This is a genomic window from Pseudarthrobacter sp. Pseusp20, assembly GCF_059492155.1.
Genome location: NZ_CP168521.1, coordinates 3,802,878 through 3,827,860 on the forward strand (window position 1 = coordinate 3,802,878; position 24,983 = coordinate 3,827,860).

Annotated in this window: 23 protein-coding genes; 15 read left to right on the top strand and 8 right to left on the bottom strand. The window is 68.4% G+C overall.

Annotated features, from left to right (window positions below; genetic code table 11):
• Nucleotides 1-3: 3 nt before the first annotated feature.
• From ACEN9K_RS17670 to ACEN9K_RS17680, 3 genes are all read left to right on the top strand, one after another.
• Entirely contained in the window at nucleotides 4-1,593 is a 1,590-nt protein-coding gene (locus ACEN9K_RS17670) for an ABC transporter permease (protein ID WP_026265696.1), read from the top strand.
• Nucleotides 1,590-2,747, top strand: a complete 1,158-nt coding sequence (locus ACEN9K_RS17675) for an ABC transporter ATP-binding protein (RefSeq protein ID WP_186447816.1) — start codon at nucleotides 1,590-1,592, stop codon at nucleotides 2,745-2,747. Before ACEN9K_RS17670 ends, ACEN9K_RS17675 begins: the two co-directional genes overlap by 4 nt.
• 197 nt (nucleotides 2,748-2,944) lie before the next feature.
• Nucleotides 2,945-3,205, top strand: coding sequence for a hypothetical protein (locus tag ACEN9K_RS17680; protein ID WP_018768825.1), 261 nt, complete (start codon nucleotides 2,945-2,947; stop codon nucleotides 3,203-3,205).
• Nucleotides 3,206-3,219: 14 nt separating this feature from the next.
• On the opposite strand, the gene nhaA is transcribed toward ACEN9K_RS17680, so the two are convergent.
• Both nhaA and ACEN9K_RS17690 read right to left on the bottom strand, forming a co-directional pair.
• Nucleotides 3,220-4,572 (bottom strand): Na+/H+ antiporter NhaA, encoded by a 1,353-nt coding sequence (gene nhaA, locus ACEN9K_RS17685; protein WP_478222958.1) that lies wholly within the window; start codon nucleotides 4,570-4,572, stop codon nucleotides 3,220-3,222.
• Nucleotides 4,573-4,655: 83 nt separating this feature from the next.
• Entirely contained in the window at nucleotides 4,656-5,354 is a 699-nt protein-coding gene (locus tag ACEN9K_RS17690; RefSeq protein WP_495635721.1) for a PAS and ANTAR domain-containing protein, read from the bottom strand.
• Between the two features lie 449 nt (nucleotides 5,355-5,803).
• Here ACEN9K_RS17690 and ACEN9K_RS17695 point away from each other — a divergent pair, with 449 nt between their 5' ends.
• From ACEN9K_RS17695 to ACEN9K_RS17730, 8 genes are all read left to right on the top strand, one after another.
• Nucleotides 5,804-7,939, top strand: a complete 2,136-nt coding sequence (locus ACEN9K_RS17695) for a heavy metal translocating P-type ATPase (protein ID WP_495635722.1) — start codon at nucleotides 5,804-5,806, stop codon at nucleotides 7,937-7,939.
• A 32-nt stretch (nucleotides 7,940-7,971) separates the two neighbouring features.
• Nucleotides 7,972-8,481: a hypothetical protein gene (locus ACEN9K_RS17700; RefSeq protein ID WP_495634772.1), complete on the top strand. Its 510-nt coding sequence runs from the start codon at nucleotides 7,972-7,974 to the stop codon at nucleotides 8,479-8,481.
• 53 nt (nucleotides 8,482-8,534) lie between these two features.
• Nucleotides 8,535-9,167 carry a DUF305 domain-containing protein gene (locus ACEN9K_RS17705; RefSeq protein ID WP_134164080.1) on the top strand — a complete coding sequence of 211 codons (633 nt, stop codon included), beginning with the start codon at nucleotides 8,535-8,537 and terminating at the stop codon, nucleotides 9,165-9,167.
• A gap of 141 nt (nucleotides 9,168-9,308) precedes the next feature.
• Nucleotides 9,309-10,001 carry an arsenate reductase/protein-tyrosine-phosphatase family protein gene (locus tag ACEN9K_RS17710; protein ID WP_495634773.1) on the top strand — a complete coding sequence of 231 codons (693 nt, stop codon included), beginning with the start codon at nucleotides 9,309-9,311 and terminating at the stop codon, nucleotides 9,999-10,001.
• Between the two features lie 133 nt (nucleotides 10,002-10,134).
• The gene (locus tag ACEN9K_RS17715; RefSeq protein WP_495634774.1) at nucleotides 10,135-11,292 is read left to right on the top strand and encodes an LCP family protein; all 1,158 of its coding nucleotides are present in this window, start codon (nucleotides 10,135-10,137) and stop codon (nucleotides 11,290-11,292) included.
• Nucleotides 11,293-11,511: 219 nt separating this feature from the next.
• The gene (locus ACEN9K_RS17720; RefSeq protein ID WP_495634775.1) at nucleotides 11,512-13,197 is read left to right on the top strand and encodes an alkaline phosphatase D family protein; all 1,686 of its coding nucleotides are present in this window, start codon (nucleotides 11,512-11,514) and stop codon (nucleotides 13,195-13,197) included.
• 161 nt (nucleotides 13,198-13,358) lie between these two features.
• The gene (locus ACEN9K_RS17725; RefSeq protein WP_223992584.1) at nucleotides 13,359-14,150 is read left to right on the top strand and encodes a histidine phosphatase family protein; all 792 of its coding nucleotides are present in this window, start codon (nucleotides 13,359-13,361) and stop codon (nucleotides 14,148-14,150) included.
• Nucleotides 14,134-15,081, top strand: coding sequence for an NAD(P)H-hydrate dehydratase (locus tag ACEN9K_RS17730; RefSeq protein WP_495635723.1), 948 nt, complete (start codon nucleotides 14,134-14,136; stop codon nucleotides 15,079-15,081). Before ACEN9K_RS17725 ends, ACEN9K_RS17730 begins: the two co-directional genes overlap by 17 nt.
• 177 nt (nucleotides 15,082-15,258) lie before the next feature.
• Here the strand turns inward: ACEN9K_RS17730 and ACEN9K_RS17735 are convergent, their stop codons facing one another.
• The 3 genes from ACEN9K_RS17735 to ACEN9K_RS17745 all read right to left on the bottom strand — a co-directional run bounded on the left by ACEN9K_RS17735 (nucleotide 15,259) and on the right by ACEN9K_RS17745 (nucleotide 18,429).
• Nucleotides 15,259-15,681 carry an Hsp20/alpha crystallin family protein gene (locus ACEN9K_RS17735; protein WP_018768837.1) on the bottom strand — a complete coding sequence of 141 codons (423 nt, stop codon included), beginning with the start codon at nucleotides 15,679-15,681 and terminating at the stop codon, nucleotides 15,259-15,261.
• A gap of 527 nt (nucleotides 15,682-16,208) precedes the next feature.
• Complete coding sequence (locus ACEN9K_RS17740; RefSeq protein ID WP_495634776.1) at nucleotides 16,209-17,849, bottom strand: FAD-dependent monooxygenase; 1,641 nt, start codon at nucleotides 17,847-17,849, stop codon at nucleotides 16,209-16,211.
• A gap of 13 nt (nucleotides 17,850-17,862) precedes the next feature.
• Nucleotides 17,863-18,429: a hypothetical protein gene (locus ACEN9K_RS17745; protein ID WP_223992588.1), complete on the bottom strand. Its 567-nt coding sequence runs from the start codon at nucleotides 18,427-18,429 to the stop codon at nucleotides 17,863-17,865.
• 147 nt (nucleotides 18,430-18,576) lie between these two features.
• Here ACEN9K_RS17745 and ACEN9K_RS17750 point away from each other — a divergent pair, with 147 nt between their 5' ends.
• From ACEN9K_RS17750 to ACEN9K_RS17760, 3 genes are all read left to right on the top strand, one after another.
• Nucleotides 18,577-20,811, top strand: coding sequence for a S9 family peptidase (locus ACEN9K_RS17750; protein WP_223992589.1), 2,235 nt, complete (start codon nucleotides 18,577-18,579; stop codon nucleotides 20,809-20,811).
• A 213-nt stretch (nucleotides 20,812-21,024) separates the two neighbouring features.
• Nucleotides 21,025-21,231, top strand: a complete 207-nt coding sequence (locus tag ACEN9K_RS17755; protein ID WP_018768841.1) for a hypervirulence associated TUDOR domain-containing protein — start codon at nucleotides 21,025-21,027, stop codon at nucleotides 21,229-21,231.
• A 4-nt stretch (nucleotides 21,232-21,235) separates the two neighbouring features.
• A complete protein-coding gene (locus ACEN9K_RS17760) occupies nucleotides 21,236-22,432 on the top strand; it encodes an NAD(P)/FAD-dependent oxidoreductase (RefSeq protein WP_223992590.1) in 1,197 nt (398 codons plus the stop codon).
• Here ACEN9K_RS17760 and ACEN9K_RS17765 read toward each other — a convergent pair.
• From ACEN9K_RS17765 to ACEN9K_RS17775, 3 genes are read right to left on the bottom strand one after another with little or no spacing between them, the layout of a single operon-like run.
• Nucleotides 22,429-22,995: a GNAT family N-acetyltransferase gene (locus tag ACEN9K_RS17765; protein WP_056392717.1), complete on the bottom strand. Its 567-nt coding sequence runs from the start codon at nucleotides 22,993-22,995 to the stop codon at nucleotides 22,429-22,431. The genes ACEN9K_RS17760 and ACEN9K_RS17765 overlap by 4 nt on opposite strands.
• 5 nt (nucleotides 22,996-23,000) lie before the next feature.
• Entirely contained in the window at nucleotides 23,001-24,161 is a 1,161-nt protein-coding gene (locus ACEN9K_RS17770) for an acetate kinase (protein ID WP_056392715.1), read from the bottom strand.
• A gap of 55 nt (nucleotides 24,162-24,216) precedes the next feature.
• Nucleotides 24,217-24,573, bottom strand: coding sequence for a VOC family protein (locus ACEN9K_RS17775; protein ID WP_495634777.1), 357 nt, complete (start codon nucleotides 24,571-24,573; stop codon nucleotides 24,217-24,219).
• Nucleotides 24,574-24,684: 111 nt separating this feature from the next.
• Between ACEN9K_RS17775 and ACEN9K_RS17780 the strand changes: the two genes are divergently transcribed.
• On the top strand, nucleotides 24,685-24,975 hold the full coding sequence (locus tag ACEN9K_RS17780; RefSeq protein ID WP_018768847.1) for a hypothetical protein: 291 nt from the start codon (nucleotides 24,685-24,687) through the stop codon (nucleotides 24,973-24,975).
• The last annotated feature ends 8 nt before the right edge of the window (nucleotides 24,976-24,983 follow it).

The following is a 24,983-nucleotide window of genomic DNA, read 5'->3' on the forward strand; positions in this document are numbered from 1 at the left end:
TCCGTGACCTCCGATCTATCGGCTCCCCCACGGCGGAGCACGACGACGGCGGGCCGGGGCACACGCCCCCGCCCGCCTTTCGGCGTTTCCGCGGTGTCCGTCGTGGCGGTGCTGATCGCCCTCTTCTCCCTCATCCCGCTGGGGTACGTGGCCTACATGACGGTGGCAACCGGGTGGGACACCGCCGTCGGCCTCATCCTGCGCCCCCGGGTGGGCGAACTGCTGCTGAACACCCTGCTCCTGATGGCTGCCACCATCCCGCTGTGCCTGCTGCTTGGCGTGGCGGGGGCATGGCTGGTGGAACGGACCAAACTGCGCGGCCACCGAATCTGGGCAGTCCTGCTGGCCGCGCCGCTGGCCGTCCCGGCGTTTGTGAACAGCTACGCCTGGGTGTCGGCCATCCCGTCGCTGGGCGGCCTGGGCTCGGGGATCCTGATTTCCACCCTCTCCTACTTCCCGCTGGTCTACATTCCGGCGGCAGCCACCTTGAGCCGGCTGGACCCGGCCATAGAGCAGTCGGCCGCCGCGCTGGGACTGGGCGCCTGGCGGGCCTTCTTCCGGGTGGTGCTCCCCCAGCTGCGGATCGCACTGACGGGCGGCGCGCTGCTGGTGGGGCTGCACCTGCTGGCCGAATACGGCGCCTTCGCGATGATCCGCTTCGACACCTTCACCACCGCGATCATGACCCAGTACCGGTCCACGTTCAACGGCGCCGCCGGGAACATGCTGGCCAGCGTGCTGGTGTTCTTCTGCCTGCTGCTGCTGGTGGCCGAAGTCCGCAGCCGCGGCACGGCACGCTACGCGAGGATCGGTTCAGGCGTGCAGGCCAAGGCTCTGCGGCTCCCCCTGCATGCCTACCACGTCCCCGCGCAGCTCTTCCTGCTGGCGCTGACCGCCCTGGCGTTCGGCCTCCCGCTGTTCTACGTGCTGAAGTGGATCCTGGCCGGCGGGGCCGAGGCCTGGACCGCCTCCGAATTCCTCCCCGCACTACTTGCCACGTTCTGGTACGGGCTCCTCGGCGCCGCAGCCACCATCGTTGTCGCCTTCCCCATGGCCTACCTCGCGGTCCGGAGGCCCGGCTGGTTCAGCAAGTCCCTGGAACTGTCCAACTATGTCACCAGCTCCATGCCCGGCATCGTGGTGGCCCTGGCCTTCGTCACCGTCAGCATCCGCTTGGTACCGGGGATCTACCAGACGGCGGGAGTGCTGGTGGCCGCATATGTTCTCCTGTTCCTTCCGCGGGCCCTGGTGAACCTCCGGGCCGGCCTGGCACAGGCGCCCAAGGAACTCGACGAGGCAGCACAGGCGCTGGGCAAGCCGCCGCTGCTGGCCTTCATCCGTGTCACCCTGCGGCTCACGGCTCCGGCCGCCGCGGGCGGGGCTGCCCTGGTGTTCCTGGCCATCGCCAACGAACTTACCGCCACGCTGCTCCTGTCCCCCAACGGCACCCGGACCCTGGCCACCGAGTTCTGGAGCAAGAGCAGCGAAATCGACTACGCCGGCGCCGCACCCTATGCCCTGCTGATGATCCTGCTTTCCGCACCCATGACCTATCTCCTCTTCCAACAGTCCAAGAAAGTAGCCGGACAGTGACAGCACCATCGACCCGCAGGCTGCCCGAGCCGCGGGTGGCACCCTCAGTGGCCGCAACCACCAACAGCCACCTGCAGATCACGGACGTCACCAAGAACTTCGGATCGCAGGCGGTCCTGAGGGGCGTCAACCTGTCCGTGGCCAAGGGCGGAACCACCGCCATCGTGGGACCGTCAGGCTCCGGCAAGACCACGCTCCTGCGCCTGATCGCCGGGTTTGAGCATCCGGACACCGGCAGCATCTCGCTCAACGGGACCCTGGTGGCGGGTGAGGGCGCTTGGCTGCCGGCGCACAAGCGCCAGATCGGCTACGTGGCCCAGGACGGTGCCCTGTTCCCGCACCTCACCGTGGGCCAGAACGTTGCCTTCGGCCTTGATGCGGCAAAGCTTGAAGGCGGCAGGCGGGCCGTGGCAGCACGCGTTGCCGAACTCCTGGAAATGGTGTCCCTGGATGCCGCCATGGCCAAGCGCCGGCCGCACCAGCTCTCCGGCGGCCAGCAGCAGCGGGTTGCCCTGGCCCGGGCGCTGGCCCGTGAACCGGAGCTGATGCTCCTGGACGAGCCCTTCTCCGCCCTGGATGCCGGGCTCCGCGTGGCCACCCGCCGCGCCGTGGCCAAGGTGCTGGCCGAGGCCGGCGTCACCACCATCCTGGTCACGCACGACCAGGCCGAGGCCCTCTCCTTCGCCGACCAGGTGGCCGTGATGCGCGGAGGCAAGCTGGCCCAGATCGGCAACCCCTTTGTGGTGTACACCCGCCCCGCAGACCGCGCCACCGCTGAATTCCTGGGCGACGCCGTCATCCTGGACGCCTGGCTGGAAGGGTCCCTGGCCACCTGCTCCCTGGGCGGCATCCCGGTGCGCAGGCCACCGGCGCAGGGACGGGTGCAGCTGATGCTGCGGCCGGAACAGATCCGCATCGCCGAAGACGGCCCCATCCGCGGCGTGGTGGTGGACACCGACTACTTCGGGCCCGAAACCACGGTGCGGCTGAAGCTGAACGTGCCCCAGGAAGTGGCAGAGCACGCCGACCACCGCTACCCCGGCGGCGGCGAAGTGATCACCATCCGGCACTGGAACGCGTCGATCGCGCGGCCCGGCATGGAGCTGTGCCTGCGGGTTGTGGGCGAAGCCGTCGCGTTCCCGATCGAGGACTGAGCTCCGGCCCGCCGCGCTCAGCTGCGTATCAGAAGCTTGTCCGCCCATCCGAAGCTACAGGGCACAGATGGACGAACAAGCTTCTGATCGGTGCGCCCGCCCCTGCTGACACAGAAAAAACACCGGGCGGAAACACTCCGGCAACCTCGTCAGGGCAAGCTGTGCTTACGGGGATACAACAGCAGGAGGCAGCCCACATGGAGGCACAAGGAGTACGTACCGCCCAGCTCCGCATCGGGGACCAGATTGAGGCATGGCACCGCGGCAGGCTCTTCCACAAGGGACGGGTGACGGACGTCGTCCCGCACCTGGAACTCTTCTGGATCCTGGACGCCCGCACCGGCACCCGCAAGCTGCTGGACCCCGAGGCCCTGGAGATCCGCCACGTGGAAGCCCCCGCCGAAACGGGAACCCAGGTATCAGCCAAGACCCAGGCAAAACCACTCGCCCCCGCCTGAAGCCCGGCGAAGGGTCAGGTGCGTTCCTGGTAGACGTCCGGGACGCCGTCGTGGTCCGAATCCACCCTCTCAAGCTCTTCGGCGACCCGGTACTGCCGGTTCCGGGTCCGCAGCACAGCCGTGGCCAGCAGCGCGGCGATCAGTGACGCAGCCAGGATGCCCACCTTGGCGTGGTCGTCATGGAGGCTGCCATGGCCGAAGCTGAGCTCCGCCACCAGCAGGGACACGGTGAACCCGATCCCTGCCAGCAGCGCCACGCCAAACACATCGATCCATTTGAAGGAGCTGTCCAGGCTGGCCCTGGTGGCCTTGGTCAGGATCCACGTGGTGCCCATGATGCCCACCGGCTTGCCCAGGACCAGGCCCAGGATGATCCCCAGCGCCACCGGGTCCGTCAGGGCTGAGCCCAGGCCCTCCCACCCGCCAACGGCCACGCCGGCGGAGAAGAACGCGAAGATGGGAACGGCCACGCCGGCGGAAATCGGACGGAACCGGTGTTCGAAGATCTCGGCCAGTCCGGGCCCTGCCTCCGGGCCGCCGGAGGCCCGGGACCGGATCACGGGAATGGCGAAGCCCAGGAGCACCCCGGCCACGGTGGCGTGGATGCCGGAGGCGTGCACCAGCGCCCAGGTCGCGGCACCCAGCGGCAGCAGGATCAGCCAGGCGGCAACTGCGTGGCGGCCGAAGAACCGGCGGTACTTCTGGGCCAGGAAGGTGTAGACGGCCAGCGGGATGAGGGCCAGGAGCAGCGGCGCGGCCTGGATGTCGCTGGAGTAGAAGAACGCGATGATGGTGATGGCAATCAGGTCATCCACCACGGCCAGCGTCAGCAGGAAGATCCGCAGGGCGCTGGGCAGGTGGGATCCGATGATGGCCAGGACAGCGACGGCAAAGGCAATGTCCGTTGCGGTGGGGATGGCCCAGCCGCGCAGAGTTTCCGGGCTGGCGAGGTTGACGACGGCGTAAATCACCGCCGGGACAGCCACGCCGCCCACGGCGGCCGCGACGGGCACGATGGACTTGCTGACCTGCCGCAGGTCGCCGGCAACGAATTCGCGTTTGAGTTCCAGGCCCACGAGGAAGAAGAAGATGGCCAGCAGCCCGTCCGCTGCCCAGGCCCCCAGGCTCAGGTCCAGGTGCCACGGCCCATAGCCCACCCTGAGATCCCGGAGGGCAAAGTAGCTGTCCGACGCCGGGGAGTTGGCCCAGATGAGGGCAATCACGGCAGCCAGGACCAGGAGGGCTCCACCCACGGTTTCCTTGCGGAGGATCTCCCCGATGCGCAGGGCTTCGGCGTAGCTGCCGCGGGCGAAGACGGTGGAGCCGAAAAACTTGTTCCTGCTGGGCGTGGGCGGGGTGGAGGTCATGAAGGCGTCCTTAAATCCGGGTTCGGCAAATCCATGCCGACCAGACTTCCCGGCGCACCTCCCCATATCCTACCGGGTACCGGCTACCCGGCGCGGCGGCCTCCAGTGCGGTCTGCCCGGCCGTTCATGCGTTCTGCCCTGCCGTTCAACTGGATGGCCCGCACGGCCCGGTCGAGGTAAGTCCGCGCCTCCGGGGAGTTGGCCAGCTGCACCAACTCCGCTGCCACCACCACCAGCTTGACGTTGCGGTGGCTGCTGGTGCTGACCAGCATCTGGAAGGCGTCGTCGGAGCCGAGCTTCAGCTGCCCCATGAGGATGCCCCTGGCCTGGTCGATCAACGTGCGGGTTGCGGTGGCACCCACCACGGCCTCGCGCGCAGCCTCTTCAGTTTCGCGCTGCAGCGTCCGGCTGAGGTCCACCGTCACGCCTTCGAACGCCGCCAGCGTTCCATCAGCGGCCAGGATCGCCTCGCCGGAGGTGAGCACACGCCTGGTCCGGCCGCGGGCATCGACGATCCGGTGGTACATGCAGAAGAACCCGCCGGTGGTCGATACCTGCGCCAGGATCTCCTCGCACCGCTCCCGGTCATCCGGGTGCTTGTGGGACAAGATCAGTTCCATGCTGGGGACAACATCGCCGCGCTGGTAGCCGTGCAGCCGGAACATCCCGTCCGACCAGTGGAAGGTTGGGCCTGCAGGCCCCATCTCCACCCTGAAGATGCCCGCATCGCTTTCACTGTCTCTGAGCGCACTCGAATACGTGTATAGGTTGCTGAGCTCCATCACAGGTCCACCCTCCCGCACACCGGCCAGCCCCCCCCTGTGGGAGCGGGCTCTCGTCACTACTCCCAGTATGGTCGGCCCGCGCGCCGGAAGGTAGGGCGGGATGCCCTATGGATGCACCGGATACATAGAGTAGGGACCCTTGCCACTTATACCCCTAGGGGGTATATTGGTGGTGTTGTCAGTGAAGTGGTATGTCCCGGCTGGTGCCCACACCGGCCTTCACAGCCGTTCAACCCCAGCGCCCCTTGATTCCCTCAACGGATTGGAACTGACATGAACACCGGGAACCGCCCCCAGCTCCCCCTCGCTTCCTCCGGCTGCAGCTGCTGCGCCCCTGCCGGCGCCGCGGAACCGGCCACCACCCTGCCCGCGCCTGAGGCACAAAAGCGCCCTGCCGCCGTCGGAAATTCCGATCGCCTGGCAGCGGCTTCCTCGAAGGGGGAATGATGCAGGACCATCACGACATGCAGCACCAGGGCGGCCCGCACGACCATCACCAGCCACCCAGCGGAACCCTGACCCAGCCGCCGGCGCACGGCGCCGGGCATGGACAACACGGCGGCCACAGCGACGACGACCATACCGTCCACACGCACGGCCAGCACGCCGGGCACAGCACAGCCATGTTCAAGGACCGGTTCTGGCTGACGCTGGTCCTGGCCGTTCCGGTGGTCTATTTCAGCCCCATGATGGGCGACCTTTTGGGCTACATGCCGCCCGAATTCCCCGGTTCCGCCTGGATCCCGCCGGTCCTGGGCACCGTCATCTTCCTGTACGGCGGCCAGCCGTTCCTCAAAGGCGGCCTGCAGGAGCTCAAGGACCGCGCTCCGGGAATGATGCTGCTGATCGGCATGGCCATCACGGTGGCCTTTGCCGCTTCCTGGGTCACCAGCCTGCGCATCGGCGGCTTCGACCTGGACTTCTGGTGGGAGCTGGCGCTGCTGGTGGCCATCATGCTGCTGGGCCACTGGATCGAGATGCGTGCCCTCGGGTCGGCGCAGGGCGCCCTGGATGCCCTCGCGGCTCTGCTGCCGGACGAGGCCGAACGCATTACGGACAGCGGCACCGAAACCGTCCCCGTTTCCCACCTCAAGACCGGCGACCTGGTCCTGGTCCGCCCCGGCGCCCGCATGCCCGCGGACGGAACCGTGGTGGACGGACAGGCTGAGTTCGACGAGTCCATGATCACGGGGGAATCCAAAACCGTGGCACGCGGCGCCGGCGACCCGGTGGTGGCCGGAACCGTGGCCACGGACAGCAGTGTCCGGGTGCGCGTCACCGCCGTGGGCGACCAGACCACCCTGGCCGGGATCCAGCGGCTGGTGGAAGAGGCGCAGGCGTCGTCGTCGCGTGCCCAGGCACTGGCAGACCGCGCAGCGGCCTTCCTCTTCTACTTCGCCGCCGGCGCCGGTGTCCTGACCTTCATCGCCTGGACACTGCTGGGAAGCGTTCCAGACGCCGTCACCCGCACCGTCACCGTCCTGGTCATCGCCTGCCCGCACGCCCTGGGTCTGGCGATACCCCTGGTGATCGCCATTTCCACGGAGCAGGCGGCCCGGGCCGGGGTGCTGATCAAGAACCGGATGGCGCTTGAACGGATGCGCACCATCGACGTGGTCCTGTTCGACAAGACCGGCACGCTGACCACCGGTGAGCCGGAGCTGAAGGACGTTGCCGTGGCCGGCGGCGTCGGGGCGGACGCCGTGCTGGCCCTCGCCGCCGCCGTCGAGTCGGACAGCGAGCACCCCGTGGCGCGGGCCATCGTCCGCGCCGCCAGGGCCCGGAGCCTGCCACTGCCCCAAGCCACCGGTTTCACCTCCCTGCCGGGCCGGGGCGTCCGGGCCAGCGTGGACGGCCGCACCGTGCACGTGGGCGGGCCTGCGCTCCTGCGCGAGCTCGGCGTCGTCGAACCCGAGGCCCTGGCCTCAAGCACCCGGGCGTGGATGGACCGCGGAGCCGCCGTGCTCCACGTTGTCGACGACGGCACGGTCCTGGGTGCCGTGAGCATGGAGGACGCGGTGCGGCCGGAGTCGCGGCAGGCTGTGTCCGCCCTGCAACGGAGGGGCGTCAAGGTGGCCATGGTCACCGGTGATGCGCACCAGGTGGCGCAGGCCGTGGCGGCGGACCTGGGCATTGACGAAGTGTTCGCCGAGGTCCTGCCCTCGGACAAGGACAAGAAGGTGGCCGAGCTGCAGGGCCGCGGGCTGAAGGTGGCCATGGTGGGCGACGGCGTCAACGACTCGCCGGCGCTGGCCCGCGCGGAGGTGGGCATCGCCATTGGCGCCGGAACCGACGTCGCCATGGAATCGGCGGGCGTGGTGCTGGCCGGGAACGACCCCCGGGCAGTGCTGTCCATGGTGGACCTGTCCCGCGCCAGCTACCGCAAGATGTGGCAGAACCTGGTGTGGGCCACCGGCTACAACATCCTGTCCGTGCCGCTGGCCGCGGGCGTCCTGGCTTTCGCCGGGGTGGTTCTGTCCCCGGCTGCCGGGGCTGTGATGATGTCCGCGTCCACCATCGTGGTGGCCCTGAACGCCCAGCTGCTCCGGCGCCTGAAACTGAACCCGTCTGAGGTACGTTGAACAGCATGGACAGATCGGAAGGAGGGACAGCCATGACCACCCGCGCCGTGGCGTCCTTCCTCCGCGCTGCCTGGCTGCTGGCCGCCACCCTGGCCGTCATCTCCGGGCTGCTGGGCATGCACGTGCTGACCGCCGGGCATGCCTCGCACGGGCCTGTTGCCCAGGGCATGGATACGCACAGCGCGGCCGCCCCCGCGGCACCGACCGGGGCCGCCGCCGTCGTGCATTCCGCGGTTGGGGACCATCCCGGCCACGCCGGCCACGCGGCCGCCCCGGCTTCCACCGCCCCGGCTTCCACCGACCCGGCTTCCACCGACCCGCCGGCCCTGGCGCCGGGCACCTGCGGCAACTCCTGCCCGGGGGCGCAGGAGTCGGGGGCGCCCTGCGTGCCGTCGGTCCCCGGCGGCCCCGTGACGGTCCTCCCGCCGCAGGCAACCCTTGCCGTCCTTCCGTTGCTGCCGGCGGCCGGCAACCCAGGCTCTTCCTACGGGTACCTGCCGCCCAGCCCATCACCGTGCGACCTCTCCATCAGCCGGACGTAAACCGGACTGCGCCCTGTACCCCGGCCCAGTTCCACTACATCCCTGAAGGACCCATGAACACCACTATCAAAACCCTGTCCATTGCTGCTGCCCTGGCGGCTTCCCTCGGCCTGGCAGGATGCGCGGCCAATGCCGGCTCCGGCAACGGCATGCCCATGGACCACGGCAGCTCCAACCCCATGTCCAGCACGATGCCAAGCGCCGGCACCATGCCCAGCGCCAACGCCGACCATAACCAGGCGGACATCATGTTTGCCCAGATGATGATCCCGCACCACGCCCAGGCGGTGGAGATGAGCGGCATCATCCTGGCCAAGCCGGACATGCCCGCAGAGGTGACCGCGCTCGCCACCAAGATCAAGGCGGCGCAGGCACCGGAGATCGCGCAGATGACCGGCTGGCTCAGCGGGTGGAACGTGCCCACCATGATGAGCGACCACTCCGGACACGGCATGACCGGCATGGTGGACGACGACGGCATCGAGAAGCTGAAGTCTGCCACCGGTACCGAGGCCGCGCGGCTGTTCCTCGAGCAGATGATCGGCCACCATGAGGGCGCCATCGACATGGCCCAGCAGGAGATCAGCGCCGGCAAATTCCCGGACGCCGTGAAGCTGGGCCACGACATCGTGGACGCGCAGCAGGCGGAGATCACGCAGATGAAGCAGCTGCTGACCACCCTGTAACCGGCACTTCCGGCCGCCGGGCAGTCCTGCGGCGCGGCGGCGGCACCCGGCCCGGGAGCCCGCCGCCGCGCCGTTGCGTGTTAAGTTGAAAGGCACGGGTCCGGACCGGATCCGCCAGCAGCTGGGAAAAGAGACATCTCCTTGGACACTTCCGCACCAGTACGAATCCTGACCGTCTGCACCGGCAACATCTGCCGCTCGCCGGTGGCCGAACGGCTGCTGCAGGCAGGACTCGACCAGGTGGTGCCGGGTGGTTTCCAGGTGTCCAGCGCCGGCACCCGCGCCCTGGTGGGCGAACCCATGCAGCCCATTTCGGCCGACATCGTGCGGACCTTTGGCGGTGATCCCGAAGGGTTCGCGGCACGGCAGCTCACGCCCAGGATCCTGCGGGGCGTTGACCTGGTGCTCACCATGACGTCCGGGCACCGCGGCGAGGTCCTGCAGCTTGATGCCTCCCTGCTCAAGCGGACGTTCACCATCCGCGAGTTCGCCCGGATGCTTGATGTCCTGGCCCAACGGGCCTCCGGGACAGACGGCCAGCGGGCCGCCGTCGAATCTTCCCCAGGTGCGCTTCCGGGCGGCAAGGCGTCCGACGACGACGCCCGGCTGGCTGCCAACGCCGCCTTGTGGCGCGGCTTGCCGGCACGGGCCGCCGGGGTGCGCCACCTTTCGCTCCCCGCCGACACCGCAGACAACGACATCGTGGACCCGTACCGCCGTGCGCCGGAGGTGTACCGGGAGATGGAGGACCAGCTGGCCCCCGCCATTGTCTCCATCCTGCGCCATGCCCGCCTTAACGCCCCGGTCCCCGGGACCGCGCCCCAGTCGCCCTAGCGGAACAGCGTTACAGCAGCTCGACGCCGAACCGGATGGAACCTTCGCAGGTGACAGTTTGGATAACCTTGTAGCCAACCGGGGCGTGCCCGACGCACACTGAACCCACCAAACACAATGAGGTGGAGGCGTCATGAGCATCCCAGGCGGTTCTGATCCATCCGGGCCCGGTAACTCCGGGAACTCCGGTTCCCTGCCGCCGGGTTCCTCCGGTTCCCACCGGCCGGCCTGGCTGGCGGCTCTGGGCCGCCGCCGCTGGGTCGCCGCCCTGGTGGTGCTGGCACTTGTGGTGGCTGCCGGAGTCGCGGTCTTCAGCCTGAGCCGCTCCGGCCAGCAAGCACAGCCTGCAGCCACCCAAACCGAGTCGCCCAGCCCGACGCCGACGCCCACACCCACCCCGACTCCCTCTGAAACTCCCCCGCCCGCTCCTGCTCCCCCACCGCCGCCTGCCCCGATCCCGGACCTGCCCGCCGCCCCGATGAACATCCTCGTCATCGGCAGCGACATCCGCGGCGGCACCCCGGCACGGGATGCCGCCGCCCACACGGCGGCCACCGGTGAACCGCAGGACCAGAGGGCGGACACCCTGATGGTGGTCCATGTCCCTGCCGACCGCCGGAACCTCTACCTCGTCTCCATCAACCGCGACAACTGGGTGGACATCCCCGGCTTCGGCAGCGCCAAGATCAATTCCGCGCTCCAGTATGGCGGGATCGACCTGCAAACCGCCACGGTGCAGCAGCTGCTGGGAATTACCATCGACCACACCCTGATGCTCGACTTTGGCGGGTTCAAGCTCCTGGTGGACGGCCTGGGCGGCATCGACGTCAATGTGCCGATGTCCTTCCAGTCCTCGATCGAAACCCAGCACGTCTTCACCCAGGGCATGAACCACCTGGACGGACAGGCCGCCCTGGAATTTTCCCGCGAGCGCTACGCGTTCTCCGACGGCGATTTCCAACGGGTCCGCGACCAGCAGATCATGCTCCGTGCCATCCTGGCCCGCCTCACCGGGGGCGGTGCCCTGAACGACGTGAACGCGGTGCGGTCGCTGGTCGACTTTGCCTCCTGCTGCCTCACGGTGGACAAGGGATTCGATCCCGTCCAGGCAGCGATCCTGGCCTACAGCCTGCGCAATCTGGATACTAACGCCATCGGCACCATGACGCTTCCGACGGCGGGCTCCGGATTCGTTGCCGGGCAGTCCGTACTGTTTCCGGACTACGGAGGCATCGCGGCCGTGGGGGCGGCACTTCGGGAGGGCCGGATCGGCGACTTCGCGAGGCCTTAGGGCACGCCAGCGACACGCTTAGTCACTGGCGACGCGCATATTCCCTGGCGCGGCGATATTTGGGGTGCGCCGATGACTTTGGGCGTCGCAGCGGAATTTGCGCGTCGCCACTGCGGCAATACGCTCCGGACGCGGCCGCCACGCCTTGTTCAGCAGCGGCTTACCCGGGGTTCACCGTCGGGACAGAGTCTGTGCGCCCGCCGGAGCGAACCTGAGGGCATGACTGAGAACTCCCGCGCCACCGTTTCACGCCGCACCGTCGTCAAGGGGTCGGTCCTGGCCGCCGCGCTCGCATCCGTCCCGGCCGCTGCCCAGGCGGGCACCACACCGTCAGGCGTCGCGCTGGTCCGCAACCGCCTGACCCTGCCCAGCGGCATCGCCACCGGCGACGTCACCTCCGATTCAGCCGTCCTGTGGTCCCGCGCGTCCGGCGCCGGCCGGATGACGGCAGTCCTGCGGGCCGTGGACGACGGCGGCCAGGTCCTGCGCGGGCGCGGCGCCTTTGAGCGGGTGCTCCGCGGGCCCCGGGCCACCCAGGCGTCCGATTTCACCGCCAAGATCCATGCGGGAAACCTGCCGTCCAACACCCGCTTCGCACTGGACATCAGCTTCGAGGACGACGGCGGGGCGGCCGGCGAGACGGTCCGCGGCAGCTTCCGCACGGCGCCGGACGCCGGAACGATCAACGGCACGGGCCGCACCGGTGGCACCAGCAGCGGCGGCGACGTCCCGGCGTCGTCTGCGCAAAGCTTTGTGTGGACCGGCGACACCGCTGGCCAGGGGTGGGGCATCAACGAGGAGATCGGCGGGATGCGCGGCTACCGGGCCATGCACCAGACCCGCCCGGACTTCTTCATCCACTCCGGCGACACCATCTACGCCGACGGGCCCATCGCCGAAAGCGTGGTGGAAAAGGACGGCCAGGTGTGGCGGAACCTGGTGACAGAGGAGGTCTCCAAGGTGGCTGAAACGCTCACCGAGTTCCGCGGCCGGCACCGGTACAACTCCATGGACGCCAACATGCGGGCCATGTTCGCTGACGTCCCCGTGATCGCCCAGTGGGACGACCACGAGACCCACAACAACTGGTACCCCGGCCAGATCATCGATGACTCCCGCTACACGGTGCGGGACGTCAACACCCTGGCTGCCCGCGGCCGGCAGGCATGGCAGGAAAACATGCCCATCGCGGACAGCTCGGCCGTCTGGCGCCCGGGAACGTTCGACGACGCCGGCCAGTACCAGCCCGCCCGGATCTACCGGAAGATCAGCCGCGGACCGCAGCTGGACGTCTTCTGCCTGGACATGCGCACCTTCAAATCGCCCAACACGGACGGCAAGGAGCCTTACGCCACCTCCATCCTGGGCCAGGAGCAGGTGGACTGGCTGATCGGCGAAGTTTCGAAGTCAAAGGCGACCTGGAAGGTGATCGCCGCGGACCTGCCGCTGGGCATCGTGGTGCCGGACGGCCCGGTCAACCAGGAGAGCCTGTCCAACCGCGACGCCGGCGCCCCGTTGGGCCGTGAGCTGGAAATTGCCGCGGTGTTGAGCGCCTTCAAGCGCAACGGCGTGAAGAACACGGTGTGGCTCACCGCCGATGTGCACTACTGCGCCGCCCACCACTACTCCCCCGAACGGGCAGCCTTCACCGGCTTCGATCCGTTCTGGGAGTTCGTGGCCGGGCCCATCGCCGCGGGATCATTCGGCCCCAACACGATGGACGGCACGTTCGGGCCCGAGGTGGTGTTCTCGAAGGCAGGGCGCTTTGCCGGGGAGTCCCCGCGCGGCGGCGAAAACCAGTTCTTCGGGCACGTCCAGTTGGATGCGGACAACAGCTTCACCGTGAGCCTTCGCAACGCCAACGGAGCCACGGTGTTCTCCAAGGTCCTGACGCCGGAGCCGTAGCTTCGGGTCCCCGCGGCACTGTTGCTGCGCCGACGGCGGCCGCGCACCCATGGTGCGCGGCCGCCGTCGGCCGTTATTTTCCGCCGCCCCCTGGGTACGCCGTTGGTAGTGTTCCTGCAATCGGCACGGCATTTCGGGCACGGCGAGGACGGGGTGGTTTCTTGAAGGGTGAATCAGCAAACGACGACGGCCTGACGGAGGCCGTCCAGCAGGCCGGGGCCGTGGAGCTGCTCCTGGTCCGGCACGGCGAGAGCGAGGGCAACGTGGCGGCCACCGAGGCCCGTGCGGCCGGCGTGGAGGTCATCGAGGTTCCGGCCCGTGATGCGGACGTGGACCTGTCGGCAACCGGGAGGGAACAGGCCAAGGCGCTGGGTATCGCCCTGGGCCGGACCGCCGGGGAGTTCCGCCCTGACGCCGTGGTGTCCTCCCCCTATGCCCGTGCCCGCCAGACCGCTGAAATTGCGGTGGAAACAGCCGGCTGGCCGCTGCAGGTGCGCACGGACGAGCGGCTCCGCGACCGCGAACTCGGCATCCTGGACCGGCTCACGCGGCTGGGCGTGGAGAGCCGCTACCCCGAGGAATCCGAACGCAGGGATTGGCTGGGAAAACTGTATTACCGGCCGCCGGGAGGGGAATCCTGGGCGGACGTGGCGCTGCGGCTGCGGTCCGTCCTGGCAGAGCTGAACGGCCTGGGCACCGGCCAGCGGGTGATGCTGGTGTGCCACGACGCCGTGATCATGCTGTTCCGGTACGTGCTGGAGGGGCTGAGCGAGAAGGAACTGCTGGACCTGGCAGCCACGGAGGCCATCCTCAACGCCTCGGTGACCCGGTTCGTCCGCCCCTCCGGCGTTGGGCCGTGGACGCTGGAGAGCTTCAACGTGGCCGACCACCTGGCCGAGCAGGGCGTCACCGTCACCGAGCATGCCGGAGACACCAGTGTCCGGCCGCGGTGAATCCTCCGGCGCCACCCTGGTGACGCCGTCGCTCCTGCGGGACTGGCCGCTGCCGGCACCGGGCGCGGACAAGTATTCCCGTGGCTCAGTGCTGGTGGTGGGCGGTGCCCGGGCCACCCCCGGCGCCGCCCTGCTGGCCGGCACCGCAGCGCTGCGCGCGGGCGCCGGAAAGCTGACCCTGGCCGTTGCCGGGTCGGTGGCCGTCCAGCTGGGGGTGGCGCTGCCCGAGTGCGGTTCCATCGGCCTGCCGGAGACTGCCGGCGGCTCGGTCAAACCGGAACTGGACAGCATCCACTCCTACGTGGACCAGGCGGATGCCCTCCTGGTGGGGCCCGGCCTGGACGACCCCGACCTTGCCGGTGAACTGCTGGAGGCGTTGCTTAAGCGCGAGGCCGGCGGCGACCACGGCGGTGGCGGCAACCCCGGTGGTGGCGCCGGCAGCAAGCAAGGCGCCGCCGTCGTCCTCGATGCCTACGCGCTGGCCGCGCTGGTACACCTGGAGGACCAGCTGGACCCGTGGCGCGGCCGCCTCATCCTCACACCGAATCCCACGGAGGCCGGCATCCTGCTGGGGCGGGACACGGATGACCTCGAGAAGGACCTGGCCGAAATCTCCGAACGGTTCGACGCCGTAGTCAGCTGCCAGGGGCTGATCACCCAGCCGCCAGGGCTGAACCCCGACGAGCCGGACCTGTGGAAGATCACCACGGGGTACGGCGGACTGGGCACCTCCGGCAGCGGGGACGTGCTGGCCGGGGCCATTTCCGGGGTCCGTGCCCGGGGAACCAGCAGCGCGCAGGCAGCCTGTTGGGGTACCCACCTGCACGCAGCCGCGGCAGACAGGCTGGCCAGCAGGCTGGGCCCGTTGGGGTTCCTGGCCCGTGAACTTGCCGACGAACTGCCGGCCCTGATGCTGGAACTGGGCACCTGACCCTTGACGTGGACCGCCCGGACATGCGGACGGCCCCCGGCCAAAGCCGGGGGCCGCCGTGTCGGGAGGTCAGGGCCTACGCTGCCGTTGCGCTGTTTGGCGCTGTGGCGTGCACAGAATGGCGATTCGCCCCAAAAAGGCAGTCAACAGATATGGCCGCCTCCCGGTCCTTAAGGTCTAGGCAGCGATTTCCTGCTTTTCCCCCTTCGTTTCGATTTCGATCTTGCGCGGCTTGGCCTTTTCGGCGACCGGGATCCGCAGCGTCAGGACACCGGCGTCATAGCTGGCCTTCACCTTCTCTGTGTCCAAGGTGTCGCCAAGAATCAGCTGGCGGCTGAAGACGCCGCGCGGCCGCTCAGCGGCAATCAGCTCGGTATCCTTGCCAGCGGGATCGGGACGCTCCGCCCGCACCGTCAGGACGTTCCGTTCGACATCCAGGTCCACCGAGTCCGCCGTGACACCCGGCAAATCAAAGGCCACGACGAATTCCTGGTCCTCGCGCCATGCATCCATCGGCATCGCCGCCGGACGTGCAGTGGTTCCGAGGACTTGCTGGGTTAGCCTGTCCAGCTCGCGGAACGGATCGGTTCGCATCAACATGGCTTCCCTCCTCGTGAGAGTTGATCCAACATCCACGTCAGTCGATCTATATTCGCTGACATAGATTTTTTAGCACCGTGGAAGCAGGTCCGCAAGGGGTTTGGGTGCCGATTCCTGAAGAATTTTTGGGTCCTGCAGGCTTCGGATTTCCGCCTTGGCCCGGGCGCACGGAAGGGGCCTCTGCACAGCTCCTGCTGTGCAAGAGGCCCCTTCCGGACTAGGTTCTGGCTTCTCCGGTCAGTCCCTGGTGGGGTCCGGACGCAGCGGTGCGGGCCCTGGATCCGGGACGGGCAGCGGGCCTGGGGGCGCCGGCGCGGGGAACGGATTGGGAGACGGCGGGCCGGGCGGGCGCGGCTGGGTGGGATCCGGCGATGTGGGCTCCGGACCGGGTTCGGGCGGAAACGGCTCGGGTTCGTGCACTGGCGGGATGGTCATGGAACTTCCCCTCTCACGCTGGGCGGATGTGCCTTGAACTGAACAGAATACGCCTGCGGCCCGCCGGCAACTACCCTCCAGTCAGGCCCCGTTTAGTACAGCGCTGATTGGTCCGGGACGGCGCCGACCAGCCGCAGCCAGCCGCGCAGCTGGGCGGAGCCTGCCTCCCCACAGCGGAAACCGACGTATCCGTCCGGGCGGACCGCCACAACGCCCCGGCCCGGGTGGCTGTCGAGGCGGTGGACATGGAGCAGGGGACCGGGTCCTGCCCCTGCCCGCAGGGTGGGGTCTTCACCCAAGGTGCCAGTGCCGGCGTCGCGTTCCAGCAAAAGGTGGACGCCGGGCACGGCGGTCAGTTCGTGTAGGCGGGCCGCCCGCCCGCCGACCGTCACGGGCGCATCCGGCAGCCGCTCGCCGGGCCTCGGCCACCCGGCGGCGCGCGGCGTGCCGTCCAGGGAGATGGCACTGTTCCGGTAGCGAACGAATGGCTGGGACAACAGCCTGATGCCCTGGGAGGTGAGCCACTGCCGGCGGAGCAGCACCGGCAGGACCGGAGCGAAGACGGGCAGGAGGCTCCGGGCCAGGCGGGCCACCGGGTGCGGCGAGGCTTCGCCGAAGAAGATGACGTGCGTCAGCGCCAGCACGCGCCGGGCCGCGAGCCGCCGCTCGTGCCCATAGGTTGCCAGCAGTTCCGGGAGCGGCCCGCCTGCCGTCGAGGCGAAACCGAGCTTCCACCCGAGGTTGAGGGCGTCCAGGATGCCGTTGTTCATGCCCTGCCCGCCCGCAGGCGAGTGGGCGTGCGCGGCGTCGCCGGCGAGGAAGAGCGGAGTGTCCCCGAACGTACTGGCCAGGCGGTGTTGAAGCGGGACCTGGGCCGACCAGCGCATGTCCCGGACGGCAGCACCCAGTCCCGACTCCCCCATCAGGCGGGCCACTTCATCCGGCGGAACGGGCGGACCCAGCTGGCCGAAGCCGGCGGTGGATTGCGGCAGCGCCGGCCGGGTGGCCAGCATCCGCCAGGTGGCGCCCTCGCCCAGCGCGAAGAGGAAGGCCAGTCCCCCGGTCCCGACGGCCACGTGCAGCAGGCCAGGGTCCAGGGCGCCATCAAGCTCCAGGTCTGCCAGGACCGCCTCCACCCGGTACGGGGCACCCCGCCACTGCGCGCCGGTGAAGCCGCGGACCGTGCTGGACTGCCCGTCGCATCCGGCCAGGAACCGGGAAGCGTGGCCGCCGGCTCCGCCCCCGGCGTCGCGAAGCTCCACATGCACCAGGCCAGGCCCCGGGCCACCGCCGGTATCCAGGGTGCCCTCCGGTCCCAGTCCGCGGAACTCCACGCCCCAGTCCACCGGCACGCCCCTGGCCTGCAGTGCCTGCCAGAGCACGTCCTCGACGTCGGCCTGCCGGACCAGGGTCAGGTGCGGAAAGGCGGTATCCGGGAGGTCCGCGTGGCCCAACCGGGCTTCGACCACGCGCCGGCCGAAGTGTATGCGTGCCAGGGGCGTGGTGTCGGCCCGGTCCAGCAACGCGTCGGTCACGCCCAGCGGGCGAAGGCCCTCCAGTGCCCGTGCATGCAGCATCATCGCCCGGGACGGCCGGACACGGTGTTCGCGCCGGTCCACCACCCGGACCGTGGCTCCGTGGGCGTGCGCCTGGAGGGCCGTGGTGAGCCCGGCGGGACCGGCGCCTACCACCAGAAGGTCGGTGTCCGCCGTCGTGCGTTGCCTGCCTGCCATACCCGCCCGGCCGTCATGCCTGGCCGAGAAGCCGCCACCAGGCGTGGTCCTGGGTGGCTGCTGCTTCCTGCATCCGGGCGGGGTTTGCGAGCACCTCGTCGCGGCGCAGCCCGGGAACCACTTTGTAGCTGATGGACCCGGGTACGCTGACCAGTTCCAGGACCCGCCAGAGGGCCGCAGCGTAGCTTCGCGCCCGCTCGGCACCGTCCCATTCGTACAGGCCGCGGTAGGCACCGAAGGTGTCGTGGGCGCACCACAGCTTGGAAACAAAGCCCGGGAACCCGACGAAGAGCGGGGTGTTCAGCAGGCTTTCCGCCTCGAAAAGGCGGTGCATCCGGCCCCGGACCAGGCGCAGCGTGAAGGCCACCACCAGGATGCAGGGCTCGCCGGGCTGCCGGTCGACGGCGGTCTCCCGGTAGACCCGCGAGGTGCTGCCGTCAGCGAAGCGCAGCACCCGGCCCACGTTTTCCTTGGGAAGATGCACCTGCCTGCGGACCAGCATCACGCACGACGTTCCCATGCAGCGGGTCACCGCCAGCCATGCTTTGGCGCGGGGAGCCGGTCCGGATTCGGGGGTCATGGTTTCTCCTTTTCCCTGCGGGACCCTTTCAGGGTGCCGGGAACCGCGGGTAGGATCCCAGAGTCTTTCGCCCCATTCGGGGCGTCCCTTCTCCCCCGGTAGCGAACGGCCTGCCGACTTGTCCGGGCTGGTCTATATATTGAATCCATGACCTCCACCTCCCTGCAGGATTCCACCGGCACTGCCACCCCGGCGCCCCCGGTTGCCAAGAAGATCCCCACCGAACGCACCCACCACGGGGAGACGTTCGTGGACAACTACGAGTGGCTGCGGGACAAGGAATCGCCGGAGGTCGTGGAGCACCTGCGGGCCGAAAACGCGTACCAGGAAGCCGTCACCGCGCACCAGGAGCCGCTCCGCGAGGCCATCTTCCAGGAGATCAAGGGCCGCACCCAGGAAACAGACCTCTCCGTTCCACACCGCAAGGACGGCTGGTGGTACTTCAGCCGCTCCGCGGAGGGCAAGGAATACGGCATCCACTGCCGGGTCAAGGCGCAGGACACCGGAGACAAGGTGGCGGACTGGACTCCGCCCGCCGTGGAACCCGGCCTGCAGATCCCCGGCGAGGAAATCCTGCTGGACGGCAACGTGGAAGCCGAAGGCAAGCCGTTCTTCTCCATAGGCGGCACCGCCGTCACGGTTGACGGAACCCTCTATGCCTACGCAGTGGACAACTCCGGAGACGAACGCTTCACCCTCCGGATCAAGGACCTCCGCACCGGTGAACTGCTGCCGGATGCCATCGAAAACATCTTCTACGGCGTGGCGTTCTCCCCGGACGGCACCCGTATCTTCTACACAGTGGTGGACGAGTCCTGGCGCCCGTACCAGGTGAAGGCGCACGTCCTGGGCACACCCGTGGCCGACGACGTTGTGGTGTACCAGGAGGACGACCCCGCCATGTGGCTGGGCTTCGAGCTCTCCGCGGACCGGCGCTACCTGGTGCTGGGCATTGGATGCTCGGAGTACAGCGAAACCCGGCTGCTCCGTTTCGACGACCCCACCGGAACCGTCAGCACGGTGATCTCGCGGGATGAACGCATCCTGTATGAGGCCGAGCCCTTCCTGCTCGACGGCCCCGACGGGAAAACCGAGAAAATCCTGCTCACGCACAACCACGGCGCCATCAACTCCATGGTCTCCCTGGCTGACGCGGAAGAACTCCACAAGCCGCTGGCAGAACAGACCTGGCAGACCATCGTGGAACATTCCGGCGACGTCCGCGTCAACGGCGCCGGTGTCACCGCCACGCACCTGGTCGTGTCCATCCGCAAGGACACCATCGAGCGCGTCCAGGTGATGGGGCTGGCCGGCCTGGGCACGCCTGCGCAGCAGGCGCCGGTGGAGCCGGCGTTCGACGAGGAGCTGTACACGGCGGGGGTGGGCGGTTCGGACTACGAGGCACCCGTGATCCGGCTGGGCTACACGTCCTACTTCACGCCGTCCCGCATTTACGACTTCGTCCTGCCCACCCCGGAGCAGCCCACCGGCGAACTGCTGCTCCGCAAGGAGAGCCCCGTGCTGGGTGGCTATGACGGAAGCGATTACGTGGCCACCCGGGAATGGGCCACCGCAGGTGACGGCACGCGCATCCCGCTGTCGGTCCTGCGGCACAAGGCCGTCAAACAGGATTCGACGGCGGCCGGCCTGGTGTACGGGTACGGCTCCTACGAGATGAGCATGGACCCCGGCTTCGGAGTAGCACGGCTGTCCCTGCTGGACCGCGGTGTGGTGTTCGTGATCGCCCACATCCGCGGCGGCGGCGAGCTGGGCCGGCACTGGTACGAGGACGGCAAGAAGCTCACCAAGAAGAACACCTTCACCGACTTCGTGGACGCCACCGACTGGCTGGCGGACTCGGGCTGGGTGGATCCCTCCCGCATCGCCGCCCTGGGCGGTTCGGCCGGTGGACTCCTGATGGGTGCCGTGGCCAACATGGCACCGGAGAAGTACGCGGCCATCGTGGCGCAGGTGCCGTTCGTGGACCCGCTCACCAGCATCCTGGATCCGGACCTGCCGTTGTCCGCGCTGGAGTGGGAGGAGTGGGGCAATCCCATCACGGACCCGCTGGCCTACGCCTACATGAAGTCCTACTCCCCCTACGAAAACGTGCGGGCGGTGGCCTACCCCAAGATCGCCGCGGTGACGTCCTTCAACGACACCCGGGTCCTGTACGTGGAGCCGGCCAAGTGGGTGCAGGAACTGCGGAACAAGACCACGGGGTCCGAACCTATCGTGATGAAGATCGAGATGGACGGTGGCCACGGCGGCGCGTCCGGACGGTACGTGCAGTGGCGCGAGAGGGCCTGGGACTACGCCTTCATCGCCGATTCCCTGGGCGCAACAGAACTGCTGCCCGGAGCCGGCCTGAAGCAGGACTGAAACGTACGACGGCGGGCGCGTCCCGCCGTCGTACGCTTTCCTTCGCCAGCCCTGCGGCAGGCACTGCTTCAGGGCTGGTTCCCTTCGTGACGGGACCGCCGCCCACCTGCTCAGAGGCGGTGACAGAGGAATTCCCTGTCAATGCGCCCATAAGCTAACCATGCTTACTATTGGGGGGCACTTGTTTTCCGCAGGGATCCCAGAGGAGCAGGCATGTCATTGAGCAAGGGAACGCATGTGGAGTGGAACACTTCGCAGGGCAAGACGCACGGCAAAATCGTCGAAAAAAAGACCAGCGACTTTGAACTCGACGGCAACACGCACCGCGCCACTGAGGACGAACCTCAGTATGTGGTGGAGTCGGACAAGACGGGTGCCCGCGCGGCGCACAAGGCATCCGCGCTGACCGAGAAGAAGTAGCGCCGTGGCTGCCCAGTACGAGGTAGTCATCATCGGCGGCGGAAACGCCGGCATCTCCCTGGCAGCCCGGCTGCAGCGGTACGGGGTCAAGGACGTGGCTGTCATCGAGCCCAAGGACCATCACCTCTACCAGCCGCTGTTTTCGCATATCGCAGGAGGCCGCGCCCAGGCACAGGAAGCCATCCGCTCGCAGGAATCCGTGACGCCCCAGGGCGTGACGTGGATCCATGACGCCGCCGCGGGCATTGATGCCGCCGCCAACACGGTCACCCTGGCGTCCGGTTCCACCGTGGCCTACGGGCAGCTGGTGGTGTGCCCCGGGCTGCAATACGACTGGGACGCGGTACCGGGCCTGGCCGAGGCCGTGCACTCGCCCTCCGGCGCCTCCCACTACGAGTTCGAACTGGCGTCCAAGGCCTGGACGCTGCTCCGCAGCATGACGTCCGGCACCGCCGTTTTCACCATGCCGGCGGGCCCCATCAAGTGCGGCGGCGCTGCCCAGAAACCCATGTACCTGGCCTGCGACTACTGGCGGGAACAGGGCCTCCTGGACCGGATCCGCGTGGTGATGGTCCAGCCTTACCCCACCGTTTTCGGGGTCCCGGAGGTGGACCGCGAACTGGACCGCAAGATTGCGGAGTACGGCATCGAACTGCGGACCAACAGCGAATTGGTTGGCGTGGATGCTGCAGGCCAAACAGCCACCATCCGGGATCTTGCCGCCGGTACCGTGGAGAACCTGCACTACGACGTCCTCAACGCCGTCCCGCCGCAGTCGGCCCCGGACTGGCTCAAGGCCACGGACCTGCCGGCCGCCGGTGACACGGGCGGCTTCGTGGAGGTGGATTGGCAGACCCTTCGGCACCTCCGCTACCCCAACGTGTGGTCCCTGGGCGATGCCGCAGGCACCACCAACTCCAAATCCGGCGGGGCGCTGCGCAAGCAGACCAAAGTGGTGGCCAAGAACCTGGTGGCAGCCCGGAAAGGCAAGCGGCTGCCGGCGAAGTACAACGGCTACTCGGTGTGCCCGTTCACGGTGTCACGGGACACGGTGGTGTTCGCCGAGTTCGATGACCGTTACCGCCCCATGCCCACCCTTCCGCGGGTGCCCACCTGGAACGAAAGCAAGTTCTCATGGGTTGTGGACCGGGACCTGTTCCCGAAGATCTACTGGAACCTGATCCTCAAGGGCAGGGCCTAAAGCTCACCGCCGGAACCGATGCGCCATTCATCGGCCAGGATGGCATAGATGAGCTCAGTGGCCCACTGGCCCTTGTAATGCCACTTGTCGATGTGCCGCGCCTCCAGCCGCATGCCCAGCCGGCCGCACACTGACGCCGACGCCACATTGAGTTCATCCAGCCGGGCTTCAATCCGGTGCATGCCCAGTTCCCCGAAGCCCAGCTGGAGCATGGCCCGGGCGGCCTCCGTGCCGTAACCCTTACCGCGTGCTCCGGGCGCCAGTGTCCACCCGACTTCGCCCTGGCCGAGTCCCGGCAGCCATTTGAGCACCACCTCCCCCTGCAGCCCGGGCTCATTCGCTGCCTCGATGGCGAGGGCCACCCAGTCGCCCTCCTTCTCGAAGGCAAAGTTGGCGTACCGGCCCACCCGCTCCATCGACTGGGTGTAGCTCTTGGCCGGGCCGGGCAGGAACCGGGCGGTCTCCGGCAACGAGTGGTAGGCGTGGAAGGCCTCAAGGTCACCGCCGTCAAAACGGCGGAGTACCAGCCGTTCGGTGCGGATCGGCAGGGAAATGTCAGGCATGGGGCTTATCGGCCGGCGGAGACGACGGCGGCTGTTGCCTCTGCGATGGCGCGTTCCTCATCCGTGGGGACCACCAGGACGGGAATCGCGGACGAGGGCGTGGAAATGACGCGCGGTTCCTTGGACCGCTGGGAGTTCAGGCCGCCGTCGAGCTCGATGCCCAGGGCGCCCAGCCGGTCCGCCACCTGCGCCCGGAACTGGGAGGAGTTCTCGCCGATCCCCGCGGTGAACACCAGAGCCTTGGCCCCACCGACTGCCACATGGTAGCCGCCGATGTATTTGGCCAGCCGGTAGGATGCCACCGCGAGCGCCATCGTGGCTTTTTCGTTCCCGGACTCGGAGGCTTCCACTACCGAGCGCATGTCGTTGTTGCCGGCCAGGCCCTTCAGCCCCGATTCCCGGTTGAGCATGGTGTCGATGTCCTCGGGCGTCCAGCCGGCGCGGCCAAGGAACACCAGGATGGAAGGGTCAAGGTCGCCGGAGCGGGTGCCCATGACCAGGCCCTCCAGCGGGGTGAAGCCCATGGAGGTGTCCACCGACTTCCCGCCGCGGATGGCGGTCACGGAGGCACCGTTGCCCAGGTGCGCGATGACGCCGTCGAACTCCTCAGCGGGAAGGTCCAGCAGGGCGGCCGACCGGCGCGCCACGTACTCATGGGAGGTTCCATGGAAGCCGTAGCGGCGGATGCCGTGGTTGGTGTACAGCTCGTCCGGGACGGCGTAGCGCCACGCGTGCTCGGGCAGGGTGCGGTGGAAGGCGGTGTCGAACACGGCCACCTGCGGCATTTTGGGCCACTTTTTGGTGATGGCGCGGATGCCCAGCACGTTGGCGGGGTTGTGCAGCGGCGCCAGCGGGTTGAGGCGTTCGATGGCGCGGGTGATCTCGTTGTCCACCAGGACGGGTTCGGCGAACCGCTCGCCGCCGTGGACCACCCGGTGCCCCACCGCACCGAGCTCAAGGCCGCCCAGTTCCCGGTGGATGGCCGCGTCCACCTGCTCCAGCGCCTCCGCGTGGTCCCGCGGGCCCTCGATCTCGCCGTCCCCGCCGCCGCCGTTGCCCATGCCGATCTTCTCGATCAGCCCCTCGGTGAGGACCGTTCCGGCGGCCACGTCACGGACCTGGTACTTCAGGGAGGACGAACCGGAGTTGATGACGAGCACGAGCATGCGGGGCCTCCTCAGCCTGGCGTCTGCAGTTCAACCCCCACTATAGGTTGAGCCGCTATCGGTCGGTGAGCAGCAGCGTGTTGCCGTCCGGGTCCTGCGCCGTGAAGAAGAGGCATACCTCCGGAGACCCCTCGATGGCACTGACCGGAACACCGCTTTCCGCCAGCACGGCATGCGTTCCAGTCAGGTCGTCCACCATGAAATTGCAGGTTGCCCACGCCAGACCGGGGGCGGCCTTGATGCCGCTGTCCGGGCCCATCAGCGTGACGGATGCGGTTCCCGCAGCGGTGAGGACTGCTGAGAAGGTGTTCGCCTCCGCGACGCTGAGTCCAAGAAACCGGCGGTACCAGTCGGCCGCGGCGTGTGGGTTGCGGACAGGGATGAAGGCAGTGGTGATGGCTGTACCGGGCATGCCAGCGATGTTAGCCGAGGGGAACATCGGGTCGGGCCCTTCCTTGCGGATCAGGCCCCGCTGTGATTATGGTCGGCGGACAAGGCTGGACCACGCCGAGAGGACAATTCCATGACGAACGAGCCCAATTCGATCGACGAGAACGACCCCACCAACACGGGATCCAGCAGCACCGCCCCGCTCAACGCCGGAACGGGATCCGGCGGCAAGGGTGATCCCACGGGAGTGGAGGGCGCCAATCCGGCCCTGGACGACACGGGCAACCTCAAGGCCGCAGAAACCGGGGAAGCGCCGGAGGCGCCCGAGAACCGGGAGGACCTGGACCTCACCCCGCAGGGCCTCTCCGACGAGCCTGCCAAGGAAGAGGATCAGGAGAGCCTGGCCAAGCCGGACAACAGCTAAGCACCGCA